The following is a 26,228-nucleotide window of genomic DNA, read 5'->3' as shown; positions in this document are numbered from 1 at the left end:
GATGCCATGAGTCTCGAGAGTTCGCAGAAGGGGCCGGCGACGGCCTCGGGTTCCGCCCTGGTGCTCGCGGTGCTGGCTGCGGGCCAGTTCCTGATGACGCTCGACAGCTCCGTGATGAACGTGTCGATGGCGACCGTGGCCGCGGACGTGAACACCACCATCACCGGCATTCAGACCGCCATCACCCTCTACACGCTGGTGATGGCGACCCTGATGATCACCGGCGGCAAGGTCGGCACCATTCTCGGCCGGCGCCGCGCGTTCGGGCTCGGACTGATCATCTACGGTGCCGGCTCGTTCGTCACCGGCATCGCACCGAATCTCACTGTCCTGCTCATCGGCTGGTCCCTGCTCGAGGGCATCGGTGCGGCCCTGATCATGCCCGCGATCGTCTCCCTTGTCGCCGCGAACTTCTCCGCCGAACGCCGTCCCGCTGCCTACGGACTGGTGGCCGCCGCGGGCGCTGCGGCAGTCGCGGTGGGGCCGCTGCTCGGTGGGGCGGTGACTACGTTCGCGTCCTGGCGCTACGTCTTCTTCGGTGAGGTCGTCGTCGTCTTCTTGATCCTGCTCACGCTGCGCCGCGTGGAAGACATTCCACCCCAGCGGATCCGGCTCGACCTCGTCGGCTCGCTCCTGTCGGTGGTCGGCCTGGGAATGTTCGTCTACGGCGTGCTGCGCTCGAGCGAGTGGGGCTGGATCCAGACCAAACCCGGCGGACCGCAGATTCTGGGTCTGTCCCCCGTCATCTGGCTGCTGCTCGGCGGCCTGTTCGTGATCTACCTGTTCCTGCGCCGGGAGACGTACCTGGCGAAGACGGGCGGCGAACCGCTGGTCGATCCCGCGCTGTTGAAGAACAGCCAGCTCACCGGGGGGCTGAGTATGTTCTTCGCCCAGTTCCTCATCCAGGCCGGAGTGTTCTTCTCCGTCCCTCTGTTCCTGTCGGTGGTTCTCGAACTCAGTGCGCTCGAGACGGGCGTGCGGATCCTTCCGCTGTCGATCGCTCTGGTCCTGGCGGCCATCGGAATCCCGCAGCTGCGACCTCACGCGAATCCCCGGCTCGTCGTCCGGCTCGGTCTCGGGACCATGGCCGTCGGCATCCTCATCCTTGTGGGCGGAATGGATCCCGGCGCCAGCGCGGCGGTCGTGTCGATCCCGATGCTGCTGATGGGTCTCGGCCTGGGGGCGTTGGCCTCCCAGCTCGGTGCGGTCACTGTGTCCGCGGTGCCGGACTCGCAGAGCGCCGAGGTCGGCGGTCTGCAGAACACGGCGACCAATCTCGGAGCATCACTGGGAACCGCCCTGATCGGGTCCATCCTCATCGCCACCCTGACCACCTCCGTCATCGCCGGTATCGAGAACAACCCGGCGGTACCGGAGTCGGTGCAGCAGCAGGCCACCACGGACATGGCTGCCGGGGTGCCGTTCCTGTCCGACACCCAGCTCGAGGGAGCGTTGGCCGATGCCGGGGTGGACGAGTCCACCGCGGATGCGATCGTCGAGGTCAACTCGGACGCGCGGCTCGAGGCGCTCCAGGTGGCCTTCGCCGTCACGGCGCTGCTCGCCGTCGCCGCCCTGTTCGGCACCGGATCGCTGCCGCGCGTGCCGGTAGGCTCGCGGCCCGGGGAAGGTCAGCGCAGGCCCGACGAGACCGACGACGACGAACGCTGAGGCCGTAAGGCCAGGTCCCGGAGCCGCACCCAGTCCCAGGTCGGTGCCGAGACCAGGGTTCCCGGACGCCGTCGGGGCACCCGCACCCGCAGCGCCTGTGGTTCGACGGTGCAGCGCACCGGTGTTGGTAGCGTCAGCGCTTCCCCGTCCACTCCGACCGGTATCTCCGGGGTTTCCGCGTCGACGATCACCTCGGTGGCCACGCGCTGAACCAGCCCCCGGCTGTGTGTGCGGCGCAGCAGGTCGACCGCCTGCCCCGCGCCGGCTACCGAGATCGTCACCACCCCGAGCACCCCGCGATCCAGCCGAGGCCGGCGTCCCATCCCCGCGAGGTCGTCGGTCGCGTACGGGTCGTTGCTCACCAGGACGGCCTGCGCGCCCTCCACCGTCGTGTCGCCGTCGATGCGGGCCCGCAGCCGGGTGGCGCTGTCGCGGGCGAGCAGGTCGGGCATCATCCGCAGGGCCGTACCGGCCTTGTCGTCCCGGTATTCCGGGCTCTGCACCACGTCGGCGTAGACGCCGAACGAGGCGTTGTTGACGAATACCCGTTCTCCGATCCTGCCGAGATCGACGCGGAGTTCCACCCCGTCCCGCAGCGCGTCCAGGCCCGCGGCCGGGTCCTCCCGGTCCAGTCCCAGGTCCAGCGCGAAATGGTTCCGCGTGCCGGCGCTGATCACGAGGAACGGCAGCCCGTGCTCGGCCGCGATCGCCGCCACCAGGGCTTGTGTTCCGTCACCTCCGGCGACGCCGAGCAGGTCGGCACCCCGCTCCACCGCCTGCCGGGCCAGGGCCTCGACGTCGACGGGGCCCGGTCCGGCGAGCAGGGCCACCTCGGCGCCGAGTTCCTCGGCTTTGCGTTGCAGATCGAACTTCACGACCTTGCCGCCCCCCGAACGGGGGTTCATCACCAGGAACGGGCGGTGGACCGGCGGGGCGGGGTACTCGGGCATCCCGGTGTCACGGCGCAGGGCCGCCCGCGCGCACGCCAGGGCGAGCAGCACCAGCGCGACCGACACCAACGCGACCCAGAGCACGCGTTCCCGCACGAACAGCACGGGCAGGGCGAGGGGGACGACCACCGCGAGACCCAGCGACAGCGCACGCAGCAGCCCACGGGTCGCGAGGAACCAGTACAGGGCCGCGACCGTCACCGCTGCCACCGCCACGCTCACCGCCAGGAGCGCGAGGGCGCCACGCAGGCCCGCGACGATCACCGGAACGGCGGCAGCGCCGAGGACGGCGGCGAACGCCGCCCGCGCCCACCATCGGCGCGAGGTCGGCACGTGGTCACCGGGAACGGCGTCCACCGGGCTCACGTCCCCGTCTTCGTGCCCGGGAGTTTCTCCGTCGGTTGTTCGTCCGTCGGCGGTGCCGACACCACGCCCTCCGTCGGCGGTGCCGACATCACATCCTCAGTCGGTTGGTCCCAGGTTCGTGCCGGCCGGATCAGCACCTCGAGCGCAAGCAGGGCCAGCAGGGCACCGAGAACGATCCACACGACCACCATGCCGGTCGGATAGCGCCAGAACATCAGCATCAGCGCGGCGACGCCGATGATCGCCAGCCGCAACGCCGTCCGGGCCCGGTAGGCCCCGGCTTCCACCTGGTTCGGTGGTCGCGGCTTACGGGACCGCTGCACCGCGTCCATTCCTCGCCCGAATCCACGACGGACGGCTGCCGCGGAGGCCGATCCCCCGGTCAGGTACGCCCCGACCGCGATCACCAGGCCGAGGACCGCCACCGCCCGCAGCGCGGTCCGCAGCGGCACCAACACCGTGTCGACGATCGCCGAGGCGGCGTCCGGGGACAGCACGTCCGGGGGAATGTCGCCGAGGTAGAGCGATCGGACGACGATCAGCGCGACCGCGAGGATCAGCATCCCCACGAGCAGTGCCGCTCCGACGAACGCCAGGGCACGACGACGACGGCCGGGCGGAGCCACTGCCACCGCGGCCACCGCGGCGGCGATCGTGAGCCACGGCAGCACATCCGACGCCGTGTCCAGTGCACTGACCGCCCGTTGCGCCTTGATCAGTTCCGGGGACTGGAACAGCACGAACTGCTTGTCGATGTCGGGGATCCTCTCGACGAAGGTGAATCCCCGGTCCAGCAGACGAGCCTTGACGTTGTCGATGATCGTGCCGAGGGAGATGCTGACCGTGCCGCTCTCGTCTACCGTCACCGAGGACGGCCCGCCCTCACCGGTGACGACTGCCACCAGACCGGTGTGCGCGGCTCGGTTGGCCTGGATCCACAGGTCCTCGAACTGGTCGGTCTGCACCAGCGACAGCACCGTCTCGTACACGAAGTTGCGTGCCTGCCCGGCGATCACCGGCGCGAGGCCCTCCACCGCCCGGTCCACGCGCGGCGCGTCCGCGGTCGCCGGAACGGCATCGGTCAGGGCGGTCAGCGCGTCGGACGTGAGGCCTTCGACATCGACCCGCGCAAAGATCTCGTCGGTGATCGTGCCCGCGATCTCGGTCTGCACCGCGGGATCGGAACCGAGCGGTGCCACCGTGGTGACGTACCGGTCCGTGTCGAGGATTTGGCTGCGGACGAACCGTGCCGTCACCGACGTGATCGCCAGCAGAGCGACCAGCACGGTCAGGATCGCCACCGCAGTCCAGCGAAGCCCGTGCCGCGGCGGACGCGACACGGGCGGGGGCGACGGCGGGGGCGCCTCGGGTGCGGCCTCCGTCCGCGCCCGCAGTGCGGCCACCTCGGCCCGCAACCGCTCCAGCTCGGCCCGTTCGGCGGTGTCGAGCGGAGCGGTGCCCGTGCCGCTGCGCGTAGGCTCGCTGTCCATCGTCATCTCATTCCACTCGGTGTGACACGGCGGCGGACGAAGCGCTTCAGGGGGATCGAAACCTCTGCACCCTTTGATATTCCGCCGATCGGTGGACGGCCCGGGGTCGATCACCTCGGTCCGGCCTTCACGCGAACCTAGTAGTCCAGCCGTGGATCCCAGGTCGAGACCGCCCAGATGACCACCACGTCGAGAGCGATGATCAGGATCGACCACCACGGGTAGTACGGCAACCACATGAAGTTGAGCAGGATCGACAGGGCCGCGACGACGATCGCCGCGACCCGCCCCCAGGTGGCCCCGGTGAGGAGGGCAGCGCCTACCACGATGAGGACGGCACCGGTGACGATGTGGATCCAACCCCACGTGGTGAGATCGAACTCGAAGGTGTATTTCTGCCCCACCACGAACAGTTCGCCCTCCGCGACGGCCGCGATGCCCTGCAGCAGTTGCAGAATTCCCACGGTGGCAAGAACGACGGCGGCACCGACCGAAATGCCCGTCGCGATCTTCTGCCCGACGCTCCTTTCGGCGGTACTGCCCCGGCTCACGCCGCCGTGGCGCGCACCGCCCTGACCGACACGCACATCCTCGGACACGCCCCGTCCCCTTCCCTGAGATCCGGCTCGGTGATCTGCGTTGAAACGACCTGCCGTATCGCCTCCGTTCCTCATCCGGCGGGTGAGCTTCGGAGCCGGGACGCGACTCGGGTCTGCGCCCAGGACTCGGGCCTCAGATCGTCGACCTGCACGCGGGGACCGTAGAACTCGTGAACCAGGCCTAGGACGCGGACGAGCACCTCCGCGTCCGTGAGATCGTCGCGGAGCACCAGATGCAATTGAGCCGGACTGTCGCCGGAATCCTTCGGCATCGTCAGCCGGCACACCCAGTCGCTCATCCGGGCCTCCCGACGCAAGATATTACCCGGCAAGAAGATCGAGCATGCCGCTTCGCGCCGGCCGGCATCCCGACGGTCAACCCATCGACCATCCCGGGCTCCTTCCGACGTCGTTCCACTCCCGATCCAGCGCCGAGATCCTCCGCTTCACACCTGCCCGGTGCACTCCGTACAGGAGCATCAGCGCGACCCCGGAGCCCATCCCCCACACCGTGAGCGCCGCAATGACACCGGCTACGACGCCGTCCGAACCTGTTCTGGGCGCGGCGACGGGATCACCGTTCGAGTCGATCCAGATATCGATCGTCTCGCCGGGTTTCGCACCGAAGGGCACCTCCACCCTGCCCGAGCGTGTTTCACCGGTTCCGGTCGTCCACCGCGCGGTCGCTCGATCCGGGTTGCCCGGACCCCGTGTCGCGGTGTCCGTCAGTGCATCGGCCCGCGCAGGTGCCGGTTCCCCGAGAAGGACCGCCGCCACCTGGTGCCGTTGCTGATGCTCCTGCATCGCCAGTTGGCCGATCCGGGCGTAGGTCGCCGTCCCGTAGGCGGCGGCGAACGGAATCAGGACGAGCACGAACAGGGCCACGATCAGGACGAGTGCGGATTCCACTCGCTCGGATCGTCGCATCAGGGGATTGCCGCTCCACGGAGCGCGGCGCCACAACCGGAGGGCCAGGGGCTGCTCTGCGTTCATCTCGATACTCCTGCGTTGCTCGACTACAGTGTTCCGCCGCCGGCGGCCAGTGGTGTAGAGCACAAGGTCACCGCTCGATTCGGGTGGTCGCGGGAGGGATCCGGAGCCGCCGCCCGGCGGTGGGATCGAGGGTCTTTCTCCCCTGGGGAGAGGCCGGTCGCGGTGTGATTCTCGATGTGAGTCGCCCGGGTCCTCGGGAGCTCCGCCCCACCCGGGGTCCGCACACAGGAGGTGCACATCATGGATTCGTTCTGGGATTACGTGTGGTACACGGTCATCGTCTTCGCCTTCGTGGCCTACCTGATCGTGCTGTTCCAGATCTTGGTCGACCTGTTCCGCGATCACACCGTGTCCGGCTTCGCCAAGACCCTCTGGGTCATCGGGCTGGTCCTGTTGCCGTACCTGACCGCCTTCGTCTATCTGATCGCCCGGGGCCGCGGCATGGCGGAGCGGTCGATGCGCGCCCAGCAGGAGACCAAGCAGGCCACCGACGAGTACATCCGGCAGGTGGCCGGCAAGTCCCCGGCCGAGCACATCGCCGATGCGAAGGCGCTGTACGACTCGGGAGTGATCACCGAGGCCGAGTTCGAGCAACTCAAGGCCACGGCACTGGGACGGACATCCGCTGGGGAGACGGGCATGCAGGTCCGGTAGGGCCGGTCCCGCACGGCATCGCGAGGACGGGCGATCCGGTTCCGAGATGCTCGAAGCAGGCAACCAGTAGGCCGCGCACCGAACGACATGAGGTGGTTCCGGGCGGGGCCTTCCGGATGGGGTCGGAGGACTTCTGCCCCGAGGACATCACCGGCAACGTGCGAGAACGGACGACGGTGCCGACACCCACCCCGGCGGGTCCTCGAGGGCGGATCACACCTCTGCGCACCGACTGCCGGCGCTATCGGCCCGCAGCCAGGCAAGGGGAAAGCACGGAAAGGTCCACCTGCCTCATCGGGTTCCCCTGCCTCATCGCGCTTTACTGCATCGTGCGCGGTCGCTGAGCAACGCGGGTCAATCGATCGAGAACCAGGCCCGCACCTGCGCCTCGTGGTCGACGTAGCGTTCGCCGGAGACGTCGACGACAACCTTGTCGATCGTGCCCCCGGTGAAGCGGAACGGGGACACGTAGTCCGGGGTGACCGGCGAGGCACTGTCGCGCCCGACGCAGATGCCGTCCCCGACGAGGCAGAACGCCCCTGGCTGGGTGACGATCTCGTCGGAGGCCACCTGCTGATCGTCGACATAGAGAGTCAGGGTGCCGGCGAAACCCGGCATTGCCGGATCGGTGTTCTTCCCCGATACGGCGAATTCGGCGGTGCACACGTGAGCGCCGAGGGTCAGGTCCCGGTCGGCGACCACGGTCTGCAGGTGCGTGCCGACCCAGTTGAAGGCATAGCGCAGACGACCGTCCTTGACGTACAAGCTGTGACCACCGGCCAGACCGCCGTGGGCGTACAGGACTCCCTCGGCAGCGGCCGAGTCCACGTGCACACCGGCGACGATCGTGTAGGACCGACCGGTGATGGCGACGCCGGCCGCCTCCGGGACGTCCGCGCAGTCCGGATAGTAGACATACTGGTCGCGCTTCTTGCCCGGGTGGGGACGTTCGGCGAGCACCTGTTCGAGGGCGCTGCGATCGTCCAGCGGTAGCCCGTGGTGACGACCCGCGTAGTAGAACCACAGGCTCTTCAGAGCTTCCAGCCGCTCGGGTTCGGCGTCTGCGAGGTTGTGCAGTTGCGCCCGGTCCTCCGCGAGGTGGTACAGCTCCCACACGTCCTTGTCGAAGTGCCCCCACCCGGACAGGGGCGGATGCACGGAACAGACGAGCCACCCTTCGTGATACAGCGAACGCTGCCCCAGCATCGTGTAGAACTGCACGTCCTTGCCCCGTGCTGTGGGATCGGTCAGCGAGGCCGCGAAGCTCTCTCCTTCGAGGGGGCTCTGGGTGTATCCCTTCAGAACCGCGGGTGGGGTGATGCCGAGCAGCTCGTAGATCGTCGGGACGACGTCGACGGCATGGGCGTACTGCGAGCGAGGTTCGGCCGAGGCCTCGATCCGCGCCGGCCACGAGACCACGCACATGTCGGCGACTCCGCCTTCGTAGCCGGCCCAGCGCTTCCAGTACGGAAACGGGGTGTCGAAGGCCCACGCCCAGCCGGTGTTGTAGTGGTTGTACGACACCGGTGTGCCCAGCTCGTCGAGGTGCGGCAGGGTGGTTTCGGTGGTGTCGGGGATCCCGTTGAAGAAGCGCCATTCGTTGAACGATCCGTTGGGTCCGCCTTCCCCGCTGGCACCGTTGTCGGAAACCACGACGACGAGGGTGTTGTCGAGCTCGCCGCTCGCGTCGAGCATGTCGATCACCCGGCCGAGCTGGTCGTCCGTGTAGGAGATGTAACCGGCGAAGACCTCGGCCATCCGGACGAACAGGCGTTGCTCGTCGGCGGTGAGCGAGTCCCAGGGCCGGACGGTGTCGAGCAGCGGCCACGGCTGACCGTCGGGCCCGGTGGTGGCCGGCTCCCCGTGCGGATTGATCGGTGACAGCTCGGTGTTCTCAGGCAACAACCCGAGGTCCTTCTGCCGCTGCAGGATCTCGACGCGGATGGCCTCGTAGCCCTGGTCGAACCTGCCCTTGTACCGGTCGGCCCATTCGGTGAACACGTGGTGCGGGGCGTGCCCGGCCTGCGGGGCCAGGTACATGAAGAACGGCTTGTCGGGGTCGATGGTCTTGGCGTCGCGGATGAACCCGATCGCCTTGTCCGCAAGGTCCTTGGACAGGTGGTAGCCGTCCTCGGGTGTTCCGGGGGCGTCGATCGGGTGATTGTCGTAGACCAGATCGGGGTACCAACTGCTGGATTCGCCGCCGAGGAATCCGTAGAAGCGCTCGAATCCGCGGCCCAGCGGCCACCGGGACTTGACCGCCGACATGTTCATTTCTTCCCCCGGCGTCAGATGCCACTTGCCGACGCAGTAGGTGTTCCATCCCCGCTCGGCCAGGACCTCCGAGACGAACCCGTTCTCGAACGGGATGTGGGTGCTGATGCCGGGGAATCCGGAGCTCAATTCGGCGATGGTCGCCATTCCGTTGGTCGTCGCGTTGCGTCCGGTCAGCAGCGACGCGCGGGTCGGGGAACACAGCGCGGTGGTGTGGAAGTTCGAGTACTTCACGCCGCGGTCCGCGATCCGCCGCATCGTCGGGGTCTCGATCGGACCGCCGAAGATGTCCATACTGCCGTACCCGACGTCGTCCCAGGCGATGATCAGGACGTTCGGGGCGTTCTCGGGTGCCTGGGCGGGCAGATACGGCGCCCAATCCGGGACGGAATCACGAATGTCGACCGCGATCTTTCCGTGGTGGGTTCTTGCCATGGCAACGCTCCCGATCTCGAGCAGACCTGTCGTTTTCCGGCATTCCGAGCGTATCGACCGGCCGAATCGCCGCACGTGCAAACGGCGCGATCCGCCGAAATTTCGTCGCACGATGTCTCGGATTCGGCAGAATATGACGACGCCGCCCCTCCGGTCGCGCCTGTCCCGGAACTCCGGTGCGGCGAGGCAAGGACCCGACTCATGATGTGGATCATCTTGGTGTTCCTGGGAGTTCCACTGTGGTCGGGTGTGGCAGCTCTCGTTCTGCCGCGCGGACGCCGATGGCCGGCCGGCGCACCCCGCCACCGCCCTCCGCCCGCGGAGGGGGCAGCATGACCTGGGCACTCCCGGCGATCGCCGGCATCTTGCTCGTCTTCGCGGCGATCTCCGGACGGGTTGCGGGCACTTCCGTCACGGCTCCGATGGTCTTCACCGTCGGCGGCCTCGTGCTGGGCGCACAGGCTGCCGGGCTGATCGACATCGAGGCGACCAGCGAAACGGTGAAACTCCTCGCCGAGGTCACCCTTGCCCTCGTGCTGTTCTCCGACGCCGCTGGTGTGGACCCGACCGCTCTACGGTCCGAGATCTCGCTTCCTGCACGACTTCTCGGTATAGGGCTACCGCTGACCATCGCGGCCGGCTTCGCCGCCGCGGTACTCGTGCTGGGCGACCTCTCCTGGCCCGAGGCGCTGCTGCTCGCCGTGCTCCTCGCGCCCACCGACGCCGCTCTCGGGCAGGCGGTGGTCACCCTGCCGATCCTGCCGACGCGGGTGCGCCAGGGACTCAACGTCGAAAGCGGCCTCAATGACGGCATCTGCGTACCGCTGTTCCTGATCGTACTGGCGATCGCACGCGCCGAGTCCGGGGCAATCGGCGGCGGTGCAGCCGTACGGTTGGTCACCGAGCAGATCGGCTACGGCATCCTCGCCGGGGTAGGTGCCGGGGCGGTCGCGGCGGCGGTACTGATCCTCGCCGGCCGGCACCGCACGATCGACCCCCTATGGGTTCAGATCGTGCCGGTGGCCGCAGCCACGCTGGCCTACACCGTCGCCCTGCCCCTCGGCGGCTCGGGATTCATCGCCGCGTTCGTCGGTGGGCTGACCTTCGGGACGATCCGGCGCCGCGCCGACGGGGAGGTCTCCCAACTGATCGACGAGGCCGGGGATGTGTTCAACGCCGTGACGTTCGTCGTCCTCGGGGCGGTGTTGCTCGGCCCGGCTCTCGAACACCTGTCGTGGCCGGTACTCGCGTACGCCGCGCTGAGCCTGACCGTCGTGCGCATGGTCCCCGTCGCACTGTCGCTGCTCGGCACCCATGCCCGCACCCCCACCCTCGCCTTCCTCGGCTGGTTCGGCCCCCGCGGACTGGCCACCATCGTCTTCGTCATCCTGATTCTCGAAGAACCCGGTACCCTGCCCCACGAAGACCTGCTACTGCTCACCGCTGTCGTCACCGTGGGCCTGTCGGTCCTCGCCCACGGAGTCACCGCCGCCCCCCTCGCCGACCGGTACGCCGCATGGTTCCGCCGCCACCCCCGACCCGAACGGAAGCCGGCACACGAGGCGTAGACGCCGCGGCACCTGCGTCCGGAATATCCGATCTGTCCTGCTCGGGTCCATTTCAGGCGCCGTAGGTCACCGGATCGAGCGGTCTTCACCGAGCTCCTTTCCGGGCGCAGCCATCAGGTCTACCGTCGATTGCGTAGAATTCACCGGCAGACCGACTTGCCAGGTCGTCATCGGACTCTCCGACAAGCCGGCCGTCCGGGACGAGGCGGCACGTGGACGCCGCCGAACCGGACGTGGAACCCGCCACGGGTACGTGGCCTTGCCACTCCATCGACGGCAACTCGGCAAAGGAGACGACGCGATGACCGAACAGGTCGAACGACAAATCGACAGTGACATCGACGAACTCGGTCCGGTGGACTGGATCGTAGTGGAGTTCCCGGGCAGCAGGTTCAGGGGCGAGATCGCGCCCGCCCTCCACGAACTCGTCGAACGCGGAACAGTACGCGTCCTGGATCTGCTGTTGCTGAAGAAGGACACCGACGGATCACTCGAAGCGTTCGAGCTCGCCGACCTGGACGAAGCCGAGATCGGCGCGCTGCGCTCCTACGAAGCCGAGCTGGCGATGCTGCTCAGCGAGGAGGACGTCGAGGCGGTCGCCGCGGCCGTCGAGCCCGGCAGCACCGCGGCCTTGCTCGTGTGGGAGAACCTGTGGGCCGCACCGTTCGCATCGGCGGTACGCCGTGCCGGGGGACAGCTGGTGGCCAGCGGCCGCATTCCCGTGCAGGCCCTGCTGGCCGCGATCGAAGCCGACGAATCGGAAGGAGACTGACATGCCTCTCGCAGCCAGGCGCATGCGCCGCGCCGCAGTGATCGGGCCCGCGCCCGTGGCTCGTACGGCCACGACTGTCGCAACCGCAGCGGTGGTCGCTCACGGCGTCCGCCGGCGTTCCGACCGCCGGGAAGATCGGCGAGAAGACCGCAGAGACCGGCGCTGACCCGACGGCCGGAACACGGCCGGCTCGTCCGTAAGCCCGACAGTGGAAGGGACTGCCATGGCTGTCACGACGTCAGCGGTGTCGCCGCGCCGGCCCGCCCTCGAACGATTGCGTGAGGCCGAACACCTCGTCCTGGAACTGCCTGTCATGGGCCACATCAGCCTCCCGCCGCCCGAGCAGCTCGCATACCTCGCAGGCGTCGGCACCCTGGTGGCCCTCGAGCTCCTCGAGTGGCCGGTGGCGGTTGCCATCACCGCGGGTCACCTCCTGGCCGAGGCGCACCACCACCGCCTGCTCCAGGGAATCGGCGAGGCGTTGGAGGAAGCCTGAGCTCCAGCTCGGCGAGGCGGTCCGGCAGGCGTCCGAACAGCAACGCCGGGACGGGGCGGGCGGCGCTCTCTCGGATCAGAGACCGCGCTGAGCGGTGATCCGCCCCGCGGCGATCGCATCGACGAGCGCAGCGTGGTCCCGGACGTTCTGCTCGGCGTAGGCGACCGCGAAAGCCGCTATGGCGTCGTCGAATTCGGTTCCGGACCCGAGGTATGCGGCGATCGCGATGCGGTCGCCGGATCGGGCGTGCCCGTACGCCAGCACCCGTCCGCACAGCCGCCCGTACAGCGTCATGCCGGTGGGAGTCATCGCCTCGACGACCGCCGAGCCCTTGCCGTCGCGCAGCTGCCGCAGGTAGAAGTCGCGCCGGATCCCGTCCGGGCCGGGGCCCTGCTGCCAGCCGAGGAAGATGTCACTGGCCGCCTGCATCAGCCGCTGGCCGTTGACCACCCGTTCGCCCTCGTTGGCGAACGTCGGTCCGTCCACGTAGTACGAGAGCACGGACCGTTGCGCCTCCTTGGCTTGCAGGAAGAGCGGGTCGTCGTCACCCGTGCCGCGCAGCAGGAAGATCCACGCCCGGGTCCCGACGCTACCGACACCGACCACCTTGCGCGCCGCCTGCACGAACTCGAACTGCTCGAGCAATACCCGCCGGTCCCACTGGAGGGTCGAGCGGTACTGGCGGAGGCGCTGGTGCAGGTCGGCGTAGAGTTCGTCCGCGTCCGCGTCGGGCAGCACCTCCTCGATGGGGACGATGAGCGGCGGGTTGCTGATGATCCGGCGCCGGCCGTCGACCACCTCGGTCAACTTGGCCAGCGCCTGGACGCTGTCCCGGTGCCGGGACTTCTCGAGAGTCTTGCGCAGGCGCTTCTTCATGGACGAGTCGAGTTCGTCGCGCAGCTCCGCGAGTTCCGCGCCGGCTTCGATGTGCGAATACCAGACCGCCAGATTCCCACGCTCCGCCTGCCGGGCGATCGTCTCGCGGTATTCGGCGGCACAGGCGCGGGCGATGCGCGCCTGCTGCTTGCTCGTGAAACCGTTGTCCTGCGCGGCGATCACGAGACTGGCGACGAGCCGCTTGACGTCCCACTCGAACGGCCCGGGATACGTCTCGTCGAAGTCGTTGATGTCGAAGGTCAGCTTGCGTTCCGGGGTGGCGAAGATACCGAAGTTGCTCAGATGCGCGTCCCCGCACAGCTGAGTGAGGACGGTCGTGGTCGGTCCGCGGGACAGATCGTCGGCCATCACCAGCGCTGCACCCCGGTAGAACGAAAACGGAGTTTCTGCCATGCGGCCGTACCGCACGGGGACCAGCTCCGGCACCCGGGACGTCGCCTGCCGCTCCAGCAGGTCGAGTGGATCGGGCCGACCGCTCGTCTCGAACTCGGCGAGCGCGGAGAGCGGGGTCCGGGCGCGGGCGGCCCGGCCGCGTTCCGCCCGCTCCTCTCTGGTGAGGTGTTCGACTGCGGTTGCGCTTCTCGAGGTCTCGGCCATCGGAATCTTCCTCTCACGTCTTCTTCTGCTGCTGGCGCCACTTCACGGCCGCGGTCAGGAACCGGAGGCCGAGCGCGATGAGGACAAGGTTGCCGACCATCTGCGCCGTGACGAGCGCCCGCGCGCCCTCGGTGGTCGCGACGATGTCGCCGAAGCCCACCGTCGCAAAGACGGTCATGCAGAAGTACAGCGCGTCGATCCGCGAGAGCGGTTCGTCGAACGCTTCCGGATAGTTGTACGACAGGACGTGATACACCGTCGAGTACCCGACGAGGTAGACGGCGACCGACAGCAGCAGCGCCTCGATCGCCTGCACGGCCGGGTACGGGGACCGCAGCACCTGCCGGATCTGCCAGGCGCACACTGCACACACCAGGAGGGTCCCGCCGATCAGCACCGTCAGGGTGGAGACATCGTCGATGTCCTCGAGCGGCAGCACGAAGTACGCGATCACCAGCAACACCGTGGTGAGCAGCGGCCGCAGCACCGCCAGCCAGAGCAGCCGTCGGCCTCCTACGTCCGGCAGGCCGGACGGGGCGTCACCGTCGGTCATCGGCGACGTCCCGGCCTGCCGGCGGTGCCGTCAGTAGGAGTCCCGGCGCGGGTTCCACGTCGACACCGCCCAGATGACGACTACATCGAGCGCGATGATGAGGATCGACCACCACGGGTAGTACGGCAGCCACATGAAGTTGGCGAGAATCGAGAGTGCCGCAAGCACGATGGCCGCAACCCTCGCCCACGTCGCGCCGGTGAAGAGCGCAAGGCCGACCAGTGCGATCACCGCACCGAGCACGATGTGGATCCATCCCCAGGTGGTGAAGTCGAACTTGTACGTGTACTCGATCCCGACGACGAACAACTCGTCCTCGGCCACTGCGGCGATCCCTTGGAAGATCTGCAGGATACCGATCGTGGTGAGGATGATCGCGGCACCGATGGACGTACCGGCCGCCACACCCTGTTTGACACTCGTGTCCTGGGACATGCCACTCGCCTTCCCTTCGATCCGGCCCGACGTACGGTATTGTGCGCGCGCCACCGGTCGCCCCGCATCGAGTTGACGATCTTCGTGCGATCACGACCGCATGGCTGCGCGGGAGGGATCCGAAAGGTCTTCGGTCACCACATCCACCGAAGGGCGAGTCGTCTGCGGCCGAGCGGAGAACAACGGCCACTGCCGGTCGTGCGCACCAGTCACCGCATCGACACAGCCGGACACGGCCCGGCCACCCGTTCCCGGCACAGTGGAAAGAGAAATCTCATCAGCGATGCCGACATCCTGAGTCCCGTCGACCATCTCGTCGTCCAGTTCCCGCAGACCGACGGCTCGGCCCTGCCGTTGCCGTACGACCTCGTCGCGCGCGGGATCATCGCGGTGCCGGACCTCGCCTTCGTCCGCCAGGACACCGACGGCTCCCTGGGCGGGATCGACGTCTCCGAGATCGGGCTCGCGGACGATATCGACGTGATCCTCTTCGCCGGGGCGGCCACCTGCTTGGTCGACGACACCGACGTCGGTGAGGCCGGTGCGGACCTCGGGTGCTCGGCGGCGATCGTCGTCTACGAGAACACCAGGGCCGCACCCTTCGCGGCCACCGTGCGCCCCAACGGCACCCGACTCGTCGCCTCACTCGAGGTGCTCGAAGACCAGACCTGAAGTGCCAGGGAGCACTGACCGAGCTCGAGGCCGAGAACTCGGACCTCGGCTCGTAGCGGTTTCCGGGAGTTCTCTACTCCGCGCGCCATACCGGCGCGCGCTTCTCGGCGAACGCGCGGGCGCCTTCCTGTGCGTCCGCGGAGGCGAACACGGGCTCGACGAGCGCCCGCTGCGACGCGAACGCCTCCGCATCGGTGTACTGCACCGCCGAGGACATGATCTGCTTGGACGCCCGGACGGCGAGCGGCCCGTTGCCGCTGATGCGGGCGGCGAGCGCCCGCGCCCCGTCCAGCGCCGCACCCGGCTCGGTGAGGGTGTTGACCAGACCGTGCGCGTGCGCCACCTCGGCGGTGAGCGGGTCGCCGGTCAGCACGATCTCCATGGCGAGCTGGTAGGGCAGCACCTTGGGCAGGCGCAGCAGGCCGCCGGCTGCCGCGACGAGTCCGCGCTTGACCTCGGGCAGCCCGAACTTGGCGCCCCGGGCAGCGACGACGAGGTCCGCCGAGAGCGCGAGTTCGCATCCGCCGGCGAGAGCCCAGCCCTCGACCGCGGCGATCAGCGGCTTCGTCGGCGGACGCTCGGTGAGCCCGGCGAATCCCCGGCCGGGCAGCGACGGCCGCTCGCCCCGGGTGAACGCCTTGAGGTCCATGCCGGCGCAGAAGGTGCCGCCGGCGCCGGTGACGATCCCGACGACCAGGTCCGGCCGCGCCTCGAACTCGTCGACGGCGGCAGCGAGCGCCTTGGCGACCTCGAGATCGACGGCATTGCGCGCCTCGGGCCGGTTGATGGTCATGACGGCGATGCCGTCGCCGAACTCGGTCAGTACAGCGCTCACGTGGCGTCTCCTCGTCGCGGGGGTTCCGGCCGCACCCGCGGCGCCGCCGGAGCGTCCCGTCGAGTCGATCACCGGACCGGCGCCCGGGACAAAGTCCGAACGGGAGATCGACCCATAGCCGAAACCTATGTAGCGGAACCCGGGCCGTGAGGTACCCGTCACTGTTCTCGCACCGAGGGGAAGAACCCGGGCGGCGGGGGGCGTTGGACTCGACCGATCGACGACGACCACGACATGGAAGGAGACACGCGATGCGCACAGCGCCACCGGCTGCCCCGCCGGAACGACCGGCGCCGCAGCCGATGCGACATCCCGTCGCGTGCGTCCTTCCCCCAGCGGGACCCCGGCAGGCGGGGTCGCCGACGACGCGACCCGACATCTGCTGACCGACGCCTCCGCGTCCGTCCGTTCCTCGACACCGTTCTGCGCCTCGACGCGTTTCGTTCTGCCACGACTTCGTCCCGGGGCACTGCGTCGCCCCGACCGAACCCGCATTCCATCCTCGGAAGGAGGACCTGCCCGTGACTACGATGCTCACCGACCTGCTCGCCCCGTCGGACACCACACCGGACTGGGACCTGGCCGCGTGCCGCGGCGACGCGACACCGGACGCCTGGTTCCCGGACCCGTCTGAGTCGTTCGACTACGCCCGCCGGGTGTGCGACCGTTGCCCCCTCGTCGCCGCATGCGCCACCTACGCCGGCGAAACCCGGCAGTCCGGCATCTGGGGCGGCAAGGAGTTCCGCCGCGGCCGCGTGACCCGCGGATAGCCCCCTGCACGTCGCGCCTGCGCCCCCGTCATCGGCTTCCGACGGGGGCGCCACGCTGTGCGCGACCCCACACCTACCGATCGCTCAGTAAACCTGGCATGCTGACCGACGTGGAACACATCGCCCTGTCCGTCGCCGACGGCATCGCCACCATCACCCTCGACCGCCCCGACCAGCTCAACGCCTTCACCACCACGATGGAGCACGAGCTGATCGAGGCCTACGACCGCTGCGACGCCGACGATTCCGTACGCGCCGTCGTGATCACCGGCGCCGGACGCGCCTTCTGCGCCGGTGCAGATCTCTCCGCGGGTGCCGACACGTTCGCGCAGCGGCTCGACGAACCGGGTGCCGACGACGTCCGGCGCGACGGCGGCGGTCGCGTCGTCCTGCGCATGTTCGAGTGCCGCAAGCCGATCATCGCGGCGATCAACGGCCCGGCCGTCGGCGTCGGCATCACCATGACGCTCGCGGCGGACTTCCGCCTCGCCGCCGACGACGCCCGCATCGGCTTCGTCTTCAACCGCCGCGGCCTGGTCCCCGAGTCGTGCTCCACCTGGTTCCTGCCCCGCCTGGTTCCGTTGCAGACCGCCCTGGACTGGGTGTACTCGGGACGGATCTTCGACGCGACCGAGGCCCACGCGGCCGGGCTCGTCTACGCGCTCCATCCCGCAGCCGATCTGCTCGATCGGGCCCGTGCGCTGGCCCGCAGCCTCACCGAACACTCGGCGCCGGTCTCGGTGGCGTTGTCACGGCAGATGATGTGGCGCACGCTCGGCGCGGAGCACCCGATGATCGCGCACCGCATCGAGACTCGCGGCATCAACATCCGCGGCACGGGCCCCGACGCCCGGGAAGGCATCTCGTCCTTCCTCGAGAAGCGCCCCGCGTCGTTCCCGGACCGGGTGTCGAGCGATCTGCCCGACCTGTTCGGCGACGACCTGCCGATGCCGCCGTTCCATCCCTGAACGGTCACCATTGACTGTTTAGGTCGGAGGCCCCTACGCTCGGGGGCGACGAACCGAGAGGGGATCCGCATGCCGACCCACGTCCGACCCGACGTCGTCGAACGCTGGCACCACATCGTCGAGCACGGTGACGAGGCAGCCCTGGACGATCTGATCGCCGACGACGCCGTCTTCTACTCCCCCGCGGTGTTCACGCCACAGGAGGGCAAAGCCCTGACCCTCGCCTACCTGCGGGCCGCGCTCGCCGTGTTCACCGGGCGGGACTTCCGGTACGTCGGCGAGTGGTACTCCGACGGGTCGGCGGTGCTCGAGTTCACCGCCGACCTCGACGGCATACACGTCGACGGCATCGACATGATGCACTGGAACGACGCCGGGCAGATCACCTCGTTCAAGGTGATGATCCGGCCGGTCAAGGGCCTGCACGCCCTGATGCCGCTCATGGCCGCCCAGCTCGGGCAATCGTAAGGCCGCACCGTACGACCGCACCGCCTGCAAGACCGCACCGTCTCAAAAAGCACCGCCTCCGAAAAAGCACCGTAAGACCGCACAGCACAAGGAGTTCCGCATGGCCCTGCCCCCGATCCTGCAAGACCGGCTGCGCCTGCCCGTGGTGGCGTCGCCGATGTTCATCGTCTCCGGCCCGGACCTGGTGATCGCCCAGTGCACCTCCGGCGTCGTCGGCTCGTTCCCCTCGCTCAACGCCCGTCCCCAGGCGATGCTGCGCGAGTGGCTCACCCGCATCACCGAGGCCCTGGCCAAGCACGACGCCAACCACCCCGAGGCGCCGTCCGCTCCCTACGCGGTCAACCTCATCGTGCACCGCTCCAACGACCGTCTCGAAGAAGACCTCGCCACCATCGTCGAATTCGAAGTCCCGGTCGTCATCACCTCCCTCGGCGCCCGCACCGACGTCAACGACGCCATCCACTCCTACGGCGGCATCGTCCTGCACGACGTCATCAACAACACCTTCGCGCGCAAGGCGATCGACAAGGGCGCCGACGGGCTCATCGCCGTCGCCGCCGGCGCCGGCGGGCACGCCGGCGCCCAGTCCCCGTTCGCGCTGGTCCAGGAGATCCGCGAGTGGTTCGACGGCCCGCTGCTGCTGTCGGGCTCGATCGCGCACGGCCGCTCGATCCTCGCCGCGCAGGCCGCCGGCGCCGATCTCGCCTACGTCGGGTCGGCATTCATTGCCACCGAAGAGGCCAACGCCGACGACCGCTACAAGGACATGATCGTCGACTCGACCGCCGCGGACATCGTCTACTCGAACCTGTTCACCGGCGTGCACGGCAACTACCTGCGCGGCAGTATCGAAGCCGCCGGCCTCGACCCGAACAACCTCGCCGTGTCGGACCCGTCGGCCATGGACTTCGGCACCGGCGAGAGTTCGGGATCGGCACCGGCGGCCAAGGCGTGGCGCGACATCTGGGGTTCAGGACAGGGCGTCGGCGCGGTCGACGCCGTCGTACCCGCTGCCGAACTCGTCGACCGGCTCACCACCGAGTACCGCGCGGCGCGCGAGCGGCTCGCCGGCCTGTAGGCGCACCGTCCGGCTGACGGCGGTCGCCACGAGCACCCCGCCGAGGAGCGCGGCGAGCACCCCCGCGGTGCTCGCCGCGCCGACGGTCGTCGTCAGCACGCCCACCGTCAGTGGAGCGAACATCGCCGGCAGCGACGTGACCAGACCGGTCGCCGCGCCGACCCGTCCCCGTACCTCGTCGGGTACCAGTTCGGCACAGCGAGCGGTCACCACCACCGACCACGACGGGGTCACCGCCAGCAGGGCCGCGTAACCGGCGGCCGCCGCGACCGGCGATCCCGTGGCCGCCGCGAGGACCGCCAGAGCCCCGAGGGCCGCCGAGAGCACGAGCAGACGGTGTGCCGGAACCCGACGCCGGAGCCACGGCACCGCCAGGGCTCCGAGCATGCCCCCGCCGTACGCACCGGCGAGCACGATGCCGACCGTCGAGGACGGCGCGCCGCTACCGACCAGGAGCACGACCACCACCAGGCCACAGCCGTTGACCACGAACTCGGCGACGGCCGTCAGCGCCGCGGTGGTACGAACGAACGGGTGGGATGCGAACCAGCGCAACCCTTCCCGGATCGCGACCCACGGCCGCTCCACGACCGGGCCGTGGACGCGAGGTGCCTGCAGCGGGGTGCGGACCCGGGACGCCGCTGCCCCTGCCACCACGAACGACACGGCATGTCCCGCGAAGGGCAGCGCGGCACCGAGGCCGTAGAGGGTGGCCGCGAGCGGCGGCCCGGCCACGCCCGTCGCATATCCCCGTGCCTCGAACAGCCCGTACGCCGCGCCGAGCTGTTCGCGCTCGACCACCTGCGGCACCGCCGCGTCCTCGGCGAGGCCGCGCACCGCCCACCCCGCCCCGAGCACCGACACGGCGGCGAGGACGGGCACCGGGTCGAACGCGCCGCGCCACGCGCAGAACGCCAGCACCGCGGCGGCGGTGGCCGAGCAGGCGTCGACGGTGAGCATGACGCGGCGGCGATCGAAGCGGTCGACGATCCAGCCGGCGGGCACCGTGGCGGCCGTGAAGGCACCCATCGTCACGGTGGAGACCAGGCCGACCGTCGCGGCCGACCCGCTGACCGCGAGCACCCACAGCATGATCGCGACGCCGTAGCCGCGGCTGCCGAGCTGCGCGACCGCCTGCCCGGCGCACAGCCGCGCGAAGTCGGGATTACCGAGCGCACCGGACACCGGACGTCACCCCAGTCCGGCGGCGGGGTGCCCGAGCGCCGTGACCGCCAGGACCGGTTCGGCGGTGGGGTCGCAGCCGAGCAGGTCTTCGAGCTCGCGGTCGCGCATCGCCGTCGCCGTCACCGCACCGAGCCCGAGCGCGGTGGCGGTGAGCAGGACGGTCTGACTGACGTGGCCGAGCTCGACGAGGATGTCGCGGTAGGCGCGGGAATGTTCGTACCGCCACCGGGTCCGGGCCGGTACCGCCGTGTAGATGAGCAGCGCCGGGCAGTCCGACAGCCACGGCTGCTCGCCGAGCGCCGCGTCCAGCACGGACCGGGGCACGCTCTGCCCGATCCGTTCCAGCCCACCGCGCATCGGCGCGTAGTGGAAGAACCCCGGCTCGAGTCCGTCGACGCGGTTCGCGTAGAGATACAGCTCGAGGGGGGTGCGGGCACCGGCGGACGGACTGGTCTTCAGCAGCACCTGCCCGACCTGCGGATGGTCGATCACTGTGACAGGCCCCGCCGCGACGCGGGCGACGGTGCCCACGGCGTCGAGAGACACGGAATCGGCGGTGAACTGCCGGACCGAACGGCGCTCGAACAGGGCCTCGACGAGGCCCGGACGCTGCCATCCCGACGAGTCCGGCCGGTCGCCGGGCACGGGAATCATCGGGTGCTGCGGATAGGACTTGGCGGCTGCGGGCGCCGGCTGCTCGCTCGCCTTGGCAGCCGACCGCAGTTCGTCGTCGACCACGTCCGCGAACCGGACGTCCGAGCCGGTGCGGGCCGCGAAGTGCAGGTAACGGGCCGACGGGCCCCACGTGCCCCATTCGACGAGCATCTGCTCCTGCTCGGCGTGCTCGGCCGAACCCTCGGCGACGAGCACCTGCGCCTCGAGCAGCCGGTGGGCGATTCCGAGGGGCAACTCCCCCAGTTCGGCGATGCTGTCGAGTTCGCGCCACGACGCGAACCAGCGCAGGACCCGCTCGCTGTCAGGGGTGAGGGCGAACTGCCGGTGGTGCAGGTAGTCGTCCCACACCAGCGTGCCGTTGCGCCAGAACAGCACCGCGTACTCGGCGACGGCGACACGGGTCATCTGTTCTCCCCTCGGTGTGCGGGGACGGCGGCGGCGATCAGAGCACGCACCGCGTTCGTGGTGTCGGAGTCACCGGCGCCGTGTTCTGCCCAGCGCCAGTCGAATTCGGGATTGACCTCGAGGAAGACGGGGCCGGTGGGGGTGTCGAGCAGGTCGACGGCGCCGAGGTCGAGCCGGAACCGGTCGAGGAGCCCCCGCACCGCTCTTCCGATGTCGGCCGGAATATCGCAGCGCCGCACGGTGATCGACTCCGGCCGGGTCCACAGCGACTCCGGGGTGGGTCGCGTGACGGCGTACCCGATCAGCGTTCCGCCGACGGCGTGGATGCGCAGCTCCCGGTCGGCGGCCACATATTCCTGGACGAGCACCGGGGCGCCCGTGTGCTGTGTACCGTCGAGCGCCGTGCGGGGGATGCGCTGAGGGTAGACACCGAGCAGACGGCCGGGCCGCGGTTCGACGCAGTGCCGGCCGAGGCTCTTGACCAGCAGATCGCCGGTGCCCGGCAGAGCCCGGGCCGCGACGTCGAGCCGTGTCGTCACGAGGGTCGCGGGGACGCGCAGCCCGGCCGCCCGCGCGGCGGCGAGCTGGGTGAGGCGATCGGGGGTTCCGGGCCGCGCGGCGGGATTGAGCGTGCGCACCCCCTCGTGCGCTGTGAGGGCGGTGACGAACGCCTGCCACTGGTCACGCACGTGCAGCGTCGCGTCGGGCGCGGGGTGCCCGCTGCGCAGGGCGTCCACGTCGAAGTACCGCAGCCAGCACACCCGCGGCCGGAACGTCCGGCCGTCACGGGCGAGCAGACCGGTGAGCGGATCCCACTGCACGTCCGTGCCGGCGCACCGGTCGCTGTCCAGCCGCACCAGCGCGGTGCCGCGCGCGGCCAGCCACAGCGACAGATCGTCGACCTCGCGGTCGGCGGCACGGGTGAGGACGAGAACGCACGGCGCGGGATCCGGCCCCGTGGGATGCCCGACGCGGGCCTGGAAGTCCAGGGATTCGGCGGAGGCGGCGGTGAGATGGGGGTGCGAGCGCAGCAACAGCGGCAGCGCAGCGGTCATGAGGGTTCCTTCGGTGGCGGTCGTGGGGACGGGACGGCCGGAGCACCGTGGTACTCCGGCCGCTGCACGTCCGTCGATCAGCCGCCGTGACACCCCTTGCAGCCGGGCCGGGTCATGGCCTCGACGTAGTCGCTCGCGTAGGCGGCGAAGGTGGCGTCCTCGATCGCTGCGGCGCTGCGCAGCGCCGCTTCGTCGTCGAGGGTGAGCAGGGTCCGGGCCATCTCTTCGACGTTCATGGCGTCCGCCTTTCCTGGGAGGTTCCGCCGTCCCGGGACCGGGTGGGCGGGCGTCGATCCGACATACCGATCGTCGGCGACGATGCCGCCCCCGCCCAGGCACCCCAGGGCGGAATCTGCTCACCCCCTACTGCTCACCCCTACTGTTCAGACCTCGTCGTAGTAGGTCAGCTTCGGCGCGCCGGCGAGCAGCGGACCGAGATCGGTGATGGCGCCGGGCCCGGCCCGGAACTCGCGGTAGGCGGCGTCGTGCTGCTCCGACTCCCACTTCTCCACGACGACCCAGTGCGCCTCGTTCGACCGGTCGGCGAGCACCTCGATGCCGAGGCAGCCGTCGAACGCACGGGTCTCCTTCAGAACCCGGTCCATCAGTGCGCGGGCCTCCCCGAGCGTCTCGGGCTTGAACTCGAGCTCCAGGAATGCGGTCAGTGCCATAGCTCCTCCTCGTGGTCGAATCTTGCTGGACAACACTTCCGGCGGTTCAGAAGATCGAGTATCCGCCGTCGATCAGGGTGGACGATCCGGTCTGGAACGCGGAGGCGTCACTCGCAAGGTACACGGCGATGCCGGCGAAGTCCTCGGGAGTTCCCCACCGGCCCAACGGTACCCGCGAGATCACGTGGGACTCGAACGTCTCCGAGTCCTGCAGCGGCCCGGTCATGCCGGTGGCGATCCAGCCGGGCAGCACGCTGTTGACGCGGATGCGGTGCCGGGCGAGTTCCACCGCGCAGCCGTTGGCCAGAGCCAGGACCCCGGCCTTGGTGGCGGCGTATGCCTGGTTGCGTCCGGCGCCCTGGATCGCACCCAGGCTCGACGTGACGATCATCGATCCGCCGGTGCCCTGGCCGACGAGGACCCCGGCCGTCTCGCGCAGGGTGAAGTACGCGCCGTCGAGGTTGGCCGCCATCACCTTCCGGTAGTCCTCGGTGCTCGAGTCGACGAACCGCGCGGGCCGCCCCCCGATTCCGGCGTTGACCACGACGACGTCCAGCCCGCCGAGTTCCTCGACCGTCGCGGCGACACCGTCACGGACGGCCGCTTCGTCGGACACGTCCACCGATCGGGTGAGCACGCGGACCCCGGTCGATTCGAGGTCGGCCGCCGCCTTCGCGAGACGTTCGGTGCCGCGGCCCCACAGCGCGACGTCGGCGCCCGCGGAGGCGAGCCCCCGCGCCATGCCCAGGCCGATGCCGGCCGAGCCGCCGGTGACAAGTGCCCGCTTACCGGACAGATCGAACATCGTGTCGCTCCTTCGAAGGTGGAGTGGATCAGGCGAATTCGGCAGCGATGTCGCGGCCGATGATCTCCTTCATGATCTCGGTGGTGCCACCGTAGATGGTCTGGATGCGGGTGTCGACGTAGGCGCGCCCGATGGGGTACTCCATCATGTACCCGTAGCCGCCGTGCAACTGCACGCACCGGTCCACGACGCGCTTCTGCAGCTCGGTGGCCCACCACTTGGCCTTGGCGGCGTCGACGGCGGTCAGCTCCCCGGCGTTCAGCGCGAGCACGCACCGGTCGACGTGCGAACCGGTCACCTCGATCTCGGTGAGCATCTCGGCGAGAGCGAAGCGGGTGTTCTGCAGGGCGCCGATCGGCTTGCCGAATGCCGTGCGTTCGAACACGTAGTCCTTGGTCCACTCGTACGCCGCCCGGGCCGCGGCGACGGCACCGACGGCGATGGAGATACGTTCGAGGGGAAGGTGTTCCATGAGGTGAACGAATCCCTGACCCTCGGTCCCGAGCAGGTTGCCCGCCGGCACCCGCACGGCGTCGAAGGACAGCTCGGCGGTGTCCTGGCCGGCCAGGCCCACCTTGCGCAGCTTGCGGCCGCGGGTGAAGCCCGGCATGTCGCGTTCGACGACGAGCAGGGAGAAGCCGCGGGCGCCGGCCTTCGGGTCGGTGCGGGCCACGACGATCACCAGGTCGGAGTGGATTCCGTTGGTGATGAACGTCTTCTGCCCGGTCAGGATCCAGTCGTCACCGTCGCGCACGGCGGTGGTCTTGATCCCCTGCAGGTCGGACCCGGTGCCGGGCTCGGTCATGGCGATGGCCCCGATGAGTTCGCCGACGGCCATGCCGGGCAGCCAGCGGCGCTTCTGCTCCTCGGTGCCGAGGTCGGCGATGTAGGGGACGGCGATGTCGTCCTGAAGGCTCATGCCGGAGCCGAAAGAGGTGGTGCCGGTGCGGGCGATCTCCTCGGCGACGACGCAGCGGAACCGGTAGTCGCTCACGCCGGAGCCGCCGTACTCCTCGGGAACGCCGAGGCCCACGACGCCCGCCTTGCCCGCGGCGATCCAGGCGGAGCGGTCGATCAGCCGCTCGTCCTCCCAGCGTTCGTAGTTCGGTTCGACCTCGCGGGCGAGGAACTCGCGTACCGTCTCCCGGTACGCGTCGTGGTCGGCGTCGAAGAAGTGGCGCTTCATGGAAGTCCTTACCTCGGTGTGCAGGGCGGGCGGTGCGGCACGACAGTCACCGTGCGCGCGCCGCCGCGGACGGGCACCCCACGATGCGCAGCGCGATGACGGTGTAGCGCGCGGCGACCTGGTGGGGGGTCAGTGGCCCACCGATCCGGTACCAGCGGGCGATGGACTGGCACATGCCGAGCAGGGCCCGCACCGCCTCGGCGATGTCGTCCACGACGAACACGCCGCGTTCGACGCCGTCGTCGACCAGGTCGAGGGCGATCAACTCGATATGTTTGCGGGTCTCGGCGTAGTGGCGGCGATTCTGCGGCGACACGTGGCGCAGCTCGGAGTCGAGGGCGGACTGCCGGGATCGGTAGGTCGAGTTCAGCACGATCGCCTCGACGAAGTGGGTGAAGCGTCGCACGGGGTCGTCGCCGCCCGTGGCGACGGCCGCGAGGGCGCGCTCGGTGAGATCACGTACGGCGGTGTGGAGGAGCGCGACGAGGACGGCTTCCTTGTTCTCGTAGTGGTAGTACAGCGCGGGTACCGTCACTCCGATCCGGCGGGCCAGATCCCGGACGCTGGTGCCGCGGAAACCGTTCTCGCCGAATGCGTCCAGGGCATGCTCGAGGATGGGGTCGAGCTGCAGCGCCTCGAACTCCCGCCAGTTCGCCAACCGGCGGGGTGTGGGCTGGGCAGTCATCGACCCCGTCCTCTCACATGTCG

Annotated in this window: 28 protein-coding genes; 10 read left to right on the top strand and 18 right to left on the bottom strand. The window is 69.5% G+C overall.

All coding sequences use genetic code 11. The annotated features are described in order from the left end of the window. Positions 1-6 precede the first annotated feature (6 nt). On the top strand, positions 7-1,668 hold the full coding sequence (locus ACM26Y_RS01135; protein WP_416062436.1) for an MFS transporter: 1,662 nt from the start codon (positions 7-9) through the stop codon (positions 1,666-1,668). Here the strand turns inward: ACM26Y_RS01135 and ACM26Y_RS01130 are convergent. From ACM26Y_RS01130 to ACM26Y_RS01110, 5 genes are all read right to left on the bottom strand, one after another. After that, positions 1,629-2,984 carry a diacylglycerol/lipid kinase family protein gene (locus tag ACM26Y_RS01130; protein WP_416062435.1) on the bottom strand — a complete coding sequence of 452 codons (1,356 nt, stop codon included), beginning with the start codon at positions 2,982-2,984 and terminating at the stop codon, positions 1,629-1,631. The genes ACM26Y_RS01135 and ACM26Y_RS01130 overlap by 40 nt on opposite strands. Next, on the bottom strand, positions 2,981-4,480 hold the full coding sequence (locus tag ACM26Y_RS01125; RefSeq protein WP_203011346.1) for a hypothetical protein: 1,500 nt from the start codon (positions 4,478-4,480) through the stop codon (positions 2,981-2,983). The genes ACM26Y_RS01130 and ACM26Y_RS01125 overlap by 4 nt, the downstream gene beginning before the upstream one ends. Positions 4,481-4,611: 131 nt before the next feature. After that, positions 4,612-5,073 (bottom strand): hypothetical protein, encoded by a 462-nt coding sequence (locus tag ACM26Y_RS01120; RefSeq protein ID WP_416062434.1) that lies wholly within the window; start codon positions 5,071-5,073, stop codon positions 4,612-4,614. A gap of 71 nt (positions 5,074-5,144) precedes the next feature. Next, complete coding sequence (locus ACM26Y_RS01115) at positions 5,145-5,372, bottom strand: hypothetical protein (protein ID WP_054373396.1); 228 nt, start codon at positions 5,370-5,372, stop codon at positions 5,145-5,147. 76 nt (positions 5,373-5,448) lie between these two features. Then, complete coding sequence (locus ACM26Y_RS01110; protein WP_416062433.1) at positions 5,449-6,066, bottom strand: hypothetical protein; 618 nt, start codon at positions 6,064-6,066, stop codon at positions 5,449-5,451. 240 nt (positions 6,067-6,306) lie between these two features. Here ACM26Y_RS01110 and ACM26Y_RS01105 point away from each other — a divergent pair, with 240 nt between their 5' ends. Then, positions 6,307-6,720: an SHOCT domain-containing protein gene (locus tag ACM26Y_RS01105; protein WP_054373417.1), complete on the top strand. Its 414-nt coding sequence runs from the start codon at positions 6,307-6,309 to the stop codon at positions 6,718-6,720. Between the two features lie 354 nt (positions 6,721-7,074). On the opposite strand, the gene ACM26Y_RS01100 is transcribed toward ACM26Y_RS01105, so the two are convergent. Next, positions 7,075-9,429, bottom strand: coding sequence for an arylsulfatase (locus ACM26Y_RS01100; protein WP_416062432.1), 2,355 nt, complete (start codon positions 9,427-9,429; stop codon positions 7,075-7,077). A gap of 332 nt (positions 9,430-9,761) precedes the next feature. On the opposite strand from ACM26Y_RS01100, the gene ACM26Y_RS01095 reads away from it, so the two are divergent. The 3 genes from ACM26Y_RS01095 (at position 9,762) to ACM26Y_RS01085 (ending at position 12,265) form a co-directional block, all read left to right on the top strand. Next, a complete protein-coding gene (locus tag ACM26Y_RS01095) occupies positions 9,762-10,997 on the top strand; it encodes a cation:proton antiporter (RefSeq protein ID WP_416062431.1) in 1,236 nt (411 codons plus the stop codon). 301 nt (positions 10,998-11,298) lie between these two features. After that, the gene (locus tag ACM26Y_RS01090; RefSeq protein ID WP_102031849.1) at positions 11,299-11,769 is read left to right on the top strand and encodes a DUF6325 family protein; all 471 of its coding nucleotides are present in this window, start codon (positions 11,299-11,301) and stop codon (positions 11,767-11,769) included. Positions 11,770-11,992: 223 nt separating this feature from the next. Next, the gene (locus ACM26Y_RS01085; RefSeq protein ID WP_102031848.1) at positions 11,993-12,265 is read left to right on the top strand and encodes a hypothetical protein; all 273 of its coding nucleotides are present in this window, start codon (positions 11,993-11,995) and stop codon (positions 12,263-12,265) included. A 75-nt stretch (positions 12,266-12,340) separates the two neighbouring features. Here ACM26Y_RS01085 and ACM26Y_RS01080 read toward each other — a convergent pair whose 3' ends face one another. From ACM26Y_RS01080 to ACM26Y_RS01070, 3 genes are read right to left on the bottom strand one after another with little or no spacing between them, the layout of a single operon-like run. After that, a complete protein-coding gene (locus ACM26Y_RS01080; protein ID WP_416062430.1) occupies positions 12,341-13,759 on the bottom strand; it encodes a DUF2252 domain-containing protein in 1,419 nt (472 codons plus the stop codon). Between the two features lie 13 nt (positions 13,760-13,772). Then, on the bottom strand, positions 13,773-14,312 hold the full coding sequence (locus ACM26Y_RS01075) for a potassium channel family protein (RefSeq protein ID WP_416062429.1): 540 nt from the start codon (positions 14,310-14,312) through the stop codon (positions 13,773-13,775). A 30-nt stretch (positions 14,313-14,342) separates the two neighbouring features. Beyond that, positions 14,343-14,747 (bottom strand): hypothetical protein, encoded by a 405-nt coding sequence (locus ACM26Y_RS01070; RefSeq protein ID WP_416062428.1) that lies wholly within the window; start codon positions 14,745-14,747, stop codon positions 14,343-14,345. Between the two features lie 276 nt (positions 14,748-15,023). On the opposite strand from ACM26Y_RS01070, the gene ACM26Y_RS01065 reads away from it, so the two are divergent. Beyond that, positions 15,024-15,419: a DUF1269 domain-containing protein gene (locus ACM26Y_RS01065; RefSeq protein ID WP_248957582.1), complete on the top strand. Its 396-nt coding sequence runs from the start codon at positions 15,024-15,026 to the stop codon at positions 15,417-15,419. A gap of 73 nt (positions 15,420-15,492) precedes the next feature. Here ACM26Y_RS01065 and ACM26Y_RS01060 read toward each other — a convergent pair whose 3' ends face one another. Further along, entirely contained in the window at positions 15,493-16,254 is a 762-nt protein-coding gene (locus ACM26Y_RS01060) for a crotonase/enoyl-CoA hydratase family protein (RefSeq protein ID WP_010596001.1), read from the bottom strand. Positions 16,255-16,775: 521 nt separating this feature from the next. On the opposite strand from ACM26Y_RS01060, the gene ACM26Y_RS01055 reads away from it, so the two are divergent. From ACM26Y_RS01055 to ACM26Y_RS01040, 4 genes are all read left to right on the top strand, one after another. Continuing rightward, entirely contained in the window at positions 16,776-17,024 is a 249-nt protein-coding gene (locus ACM26Y_RS01055; protein WP_003939431.1) for a WhiB family transcriptional regulator, read from the top strand. A 110-nt stretch (positions 17,025-17,134) separates the two neighbouring features. Continuing rightward, the gene (locus tag ACM26Y_RS01050) at positions 17,135-17,992 is read left to right on the top strand and encodes a crotonase/enoyl-CoA hydratase family protein (protein ID WP_416063757.1); all 858 of its coding nucleotides are present in this window, start codon (positions 17,135-17,137) and stop codon (positions 17,990-17,992) included. 69 nt (positions 17,993-18,061) lie between these two features. Continuing rightward, complete coding sequence (locus ACM26Y_RS01045) at positions 18,062-18,460, top strand: nuclear transport factor 2 family protein (protein ID WP_416062427.1); 399 nt, start codon at positions 18,062-18,064, stop codon at positions 18,458-18,460. 100 nt (positions 18,461-18,560) lie between these two features. Then, positions 18,561-19,538, top strand: a complete 978-nt coding sequence (locus tag ACM26Y_RS01040; protein ID WP_010595997.1) for an NAD(P)H-dependent flavin oxidoreductase — start codon at positions 18,561-18,563, stop codon at positions 19,536-19,538. Here the strand turns inward: ACM26Y_RS01040 and ACM26Y_RS01035 are convergent. The 8 genes from ACM26Y_RS01035 to ACM26Y_RS01000 form a co-directional block, all read right to left on the bottom strand. Further along, entirely contained in the window at positions 19,431-20,723 is a 1,293-nt protein-coding gene (locus ACM26Y_RS01035) for an MFS transporter (RefSeq protein ID WP_416062426.1), read from the bottom strand. The genes ACM26Y_RS01040 and ACM26Y_RS01035 overlap by 108 nt on opposite strands. A gap of 6 nt (positions 20,724-20,729) precedes the next feature. Next, positions 20,730-21,803 carry a SagB/ThcOx family dehydrogenase gene (locus tag ACM26Y_RS01030; RefSeq protein ID WP_416062425.1) on the bottom strand — a complete coding sequence of 358 codons (1,074 nt, stop codon included), beginning with the start codon at positions 21,801-21,803 and terminating at the stop codon, positions 20,730-20,732. Continuing rightward, positions 21,800-22,858, bottom strand: coding sequence for an ATP-grasp domain-containing protein (locus tag ACM26Y_RS01025; RefSeq protein WP_416062424.1), 1,059 nt, complete (start codon positions 22,856-22,858; stop codon positions 21,800-21,802). The genes ACM26Y_RS01030 and ACM26Y_RS01025 overlap by 4 nt, the downstream gene beginning before the upstream one ends. A 77-nt stretch (positions 22,859-22,935) precedes the next feature. Continuing rightward, complete coding sequence (locus ACM26Y_RS01020) at positions 22,936-23,094, bottom strand: hypothetical protein (RefSeq protein ID WP_003939424.1); 159 nt, start codon at positions 23,092-23,094, stop codon at positions 22,936-22,938. A gap of 147 nt (positions 23,095-23,241) precedes the next feature. Continuing rightward, positions 23,242-23,529 (bottom strand): putative quinol monooxygenase, encoded by a 288-nt coding sequence (locus ACM26Y_RS01015; RefSeq protein WP_371384152.1) that lies wholly within the window; start codon positions 23,527-23,529, stop codon positions 23,242-23,244. 46 nt (positions 23,530-23,575) lie between these two features. After that, positions 23,576-24,334 (bottom strand): SDR family NAD(P)-dependent oxidoreductase, encoded by a 759-nt coding sequence (locus ACM26Y_RS01010; RefSeq protein WP_416062423.1) that lies wholly within the window; start codon positions 24,332-24,334, stop codon positions 23,576-23,578. 28 nt (positions 24,335-24,362) lie between these two features. Beyond that, positions 24,363-25,520: an acyl-CoA dehydrogenase family protein gene (locus tag ACM26Y_RS01005; protein ID WP_416062422.1), complete on the bottom strand. Its 1,158-nt coding sequence runs from the start codon at positions 25,518-25,520 to the stop codon at positions 24,363-24,365. Positions 25,521-25,566: 46 nt separating this feature from the next. Continuing rightward, positions 25,567-26,205, bottom strand: a complete 639-nt coding sequence (locus tag ACM26Y_RS01000) for a TetR/AcrR family transcriptional regulator (protein ID WP_416062421.1) — start codon at positions 26,203-26,205, stop codon at positions 25,567-25,569. Positions 26,206-26,228 lie beyond the last annotated feature (23 nt).

The sequence above is a fragment of the Rhodococcus indonesiensis genome (assembly GCF_047782815.1).
Classification (GTDB): domain Bacteria; phylum Actinomycetota; class Actinomycetes; order Mycobacteriales; family Mycobacteriaceae; genus Rhodococcus; species Rhodococcus indonesiensis.
This window is presented reverse-complemented; position numbering and strand designations above follow the sequence as displayed.

Excerpts from the sequence above, each read along its gene's own strand:
- ACM26Y_RS01135 (WP_416062436.1), top strand. The coding sequence starts at position 7 with ATGAGTCTCGAGAGTTCGCAGAAGGGGCCGGCGACGGCCTCGGGTTCC.
- ACM26Y_RS01125 (WP_203011346.1), bottom strand. The coding sequence starts at position 4,480 with ATGACGATGGACAGCGAGCCTACGCGCAGCGGCACGGGCACCGCTCCG.
- ACM26Y_RS01115 (WP_054373396.1), bottom strand. The coding sequence starts at position 5,372 with ATGAGCGACTGGGTGTGCCGGCTGACGATGCCGAAGGATTCCGGCGAC.
- ACM26Y_RS01110 (WP_416062433.1), bottom strand. The coding sequence starts at position 6,066 with ATGAACGCAGAGCAGCCCCTGGCCCTCCGGTTGTGGCGCCGCGCTCCG.
- ACM26Y_RS01105 (WP_054373417.1), top strand. The coding sequence starts at position 6,307 with ATGGATTCGTTCTGGGATTACGTGTGGTACACGGTCATCGTCTTCGCC.
- ACM26Y_RS01100 (WP_416062432.1), bottom strand. The coding sequence starts at position 9,429 with ATGGCAAGAACCCACCACGGAAAGATCGCGGTCGACATTCGTGATTCC.
- ACM26Y_RS01095 (WP_416062431.1), top strand. The coding sequence starts at position 9,762 with ATGACCTGGGCACTCCCGGCGATCGCCGGCATCTTGCTCGTCTTCGCG.
- ACM26Y_RS01090 (WP_102031849.1), top strand. The coding sequence starts at position 11,299 with ATGACCGAACAGGTCGAACGACAAATCGACAGTGACATCGACGAACTC.
- ACM26Y_RS01085 (WP_102031848.1), top strand. The coding sequence starts at position 11,993 with ATGGCTGTCACGACGTCAGCGGTGTCGCCGCGCCGGCCCGCCCTCGAA.
- ACM26Y_RS01080 (WP_416062430.1), bottom strand. The coding sequence starts at position 13,759 with ATGGCCGAGACCTCGAGAAGCGCAACCGCAGTCGAACACCTCACCAGA.
- ACM26Y_RS01075 (WP_416062429.1), bottom strand. The coding sequence starts at position 14,312 with ATGACCGACGGTGACGCCCCGTCCGGCCTGCCGGACGTAGGAGGCCGA.
- ACM26Y_RS01070 (WP_416062428.1), bottom strand. The coding sequence starts at position 14,747 with ATGTCCCAGGACACGAGTGTCAAACAGGGTGTGGCGGCCGGTACGTCC.
- ACM26Y_RS01045 (WP_416062427.1), top strand. The coding sequence starts at position 18,062 with ATGCCGACCCACGTCCGACCCGACGTCGTCGAACGCTGGCACCACATC.
- ACM26Y_RS01040 (WP_010595997.1), top strand. The coding sequence starts at position 18,561 with ATGGCCCTGCCCCCGATCCTGCAAGACCGGCTGCGCCTGCCCGTGGTG.
- ACM26Y_RS01030 (WP_416062425.1), bottom strand. The coding sequence starts at position 21,803 with ATGACCCGTGTCGCCGTCGCCGAGTACGCGGTGCTGTTCTGGCGCAAC.
- ACM26Y_RS01025 (WP_416062424.1), bottom strand. The coding sequence starts at position 22,858 with ATGACCGCTGCGCTGCCGCTGTTGCTGCGCTCGCACCCCCATCTCACC.
- ACM26Y_RS01020 (WP_003939424.1), bottom strand. The coding sequence starts at position 23,094 with ATGAACGTCGAAGAGATGGCCCGGACCCTGCTCACCCTCGACGACGAA.
- ACM26Y_RS01015 (WP_371384152.1), bottom strand. The coding sequence starts at position 23,529 with ATGGCACTGACCGCATTCCTGGAGCTCGAGTTCAAGCCCGAGACGCTC.
- ACM26Y_RS01010 (WP_416062423.1), bottom strand. The coding sequence starts at position 24,334 with ATGTTCGATCTGTCCGGTAAGCGGGCACTTGTCACCGGCGGCTCGGCC.
- ACM26Y_RS01005 (WP_416062422.1), bottom strand. The coding sequence starts at position 25,520 with ATGAAGCGCCACTTCTTCGACGCCGACCACGACGCGTACCGGGAGACG.
- ACM26Y_RS01000 (WP_416062421.1), bottom strand. The coding sequence starts at position 26,205 with ATGACTGCCCAGCCCACACCCCGCCGGTTGGCGAACTGGCGGGAGTTC.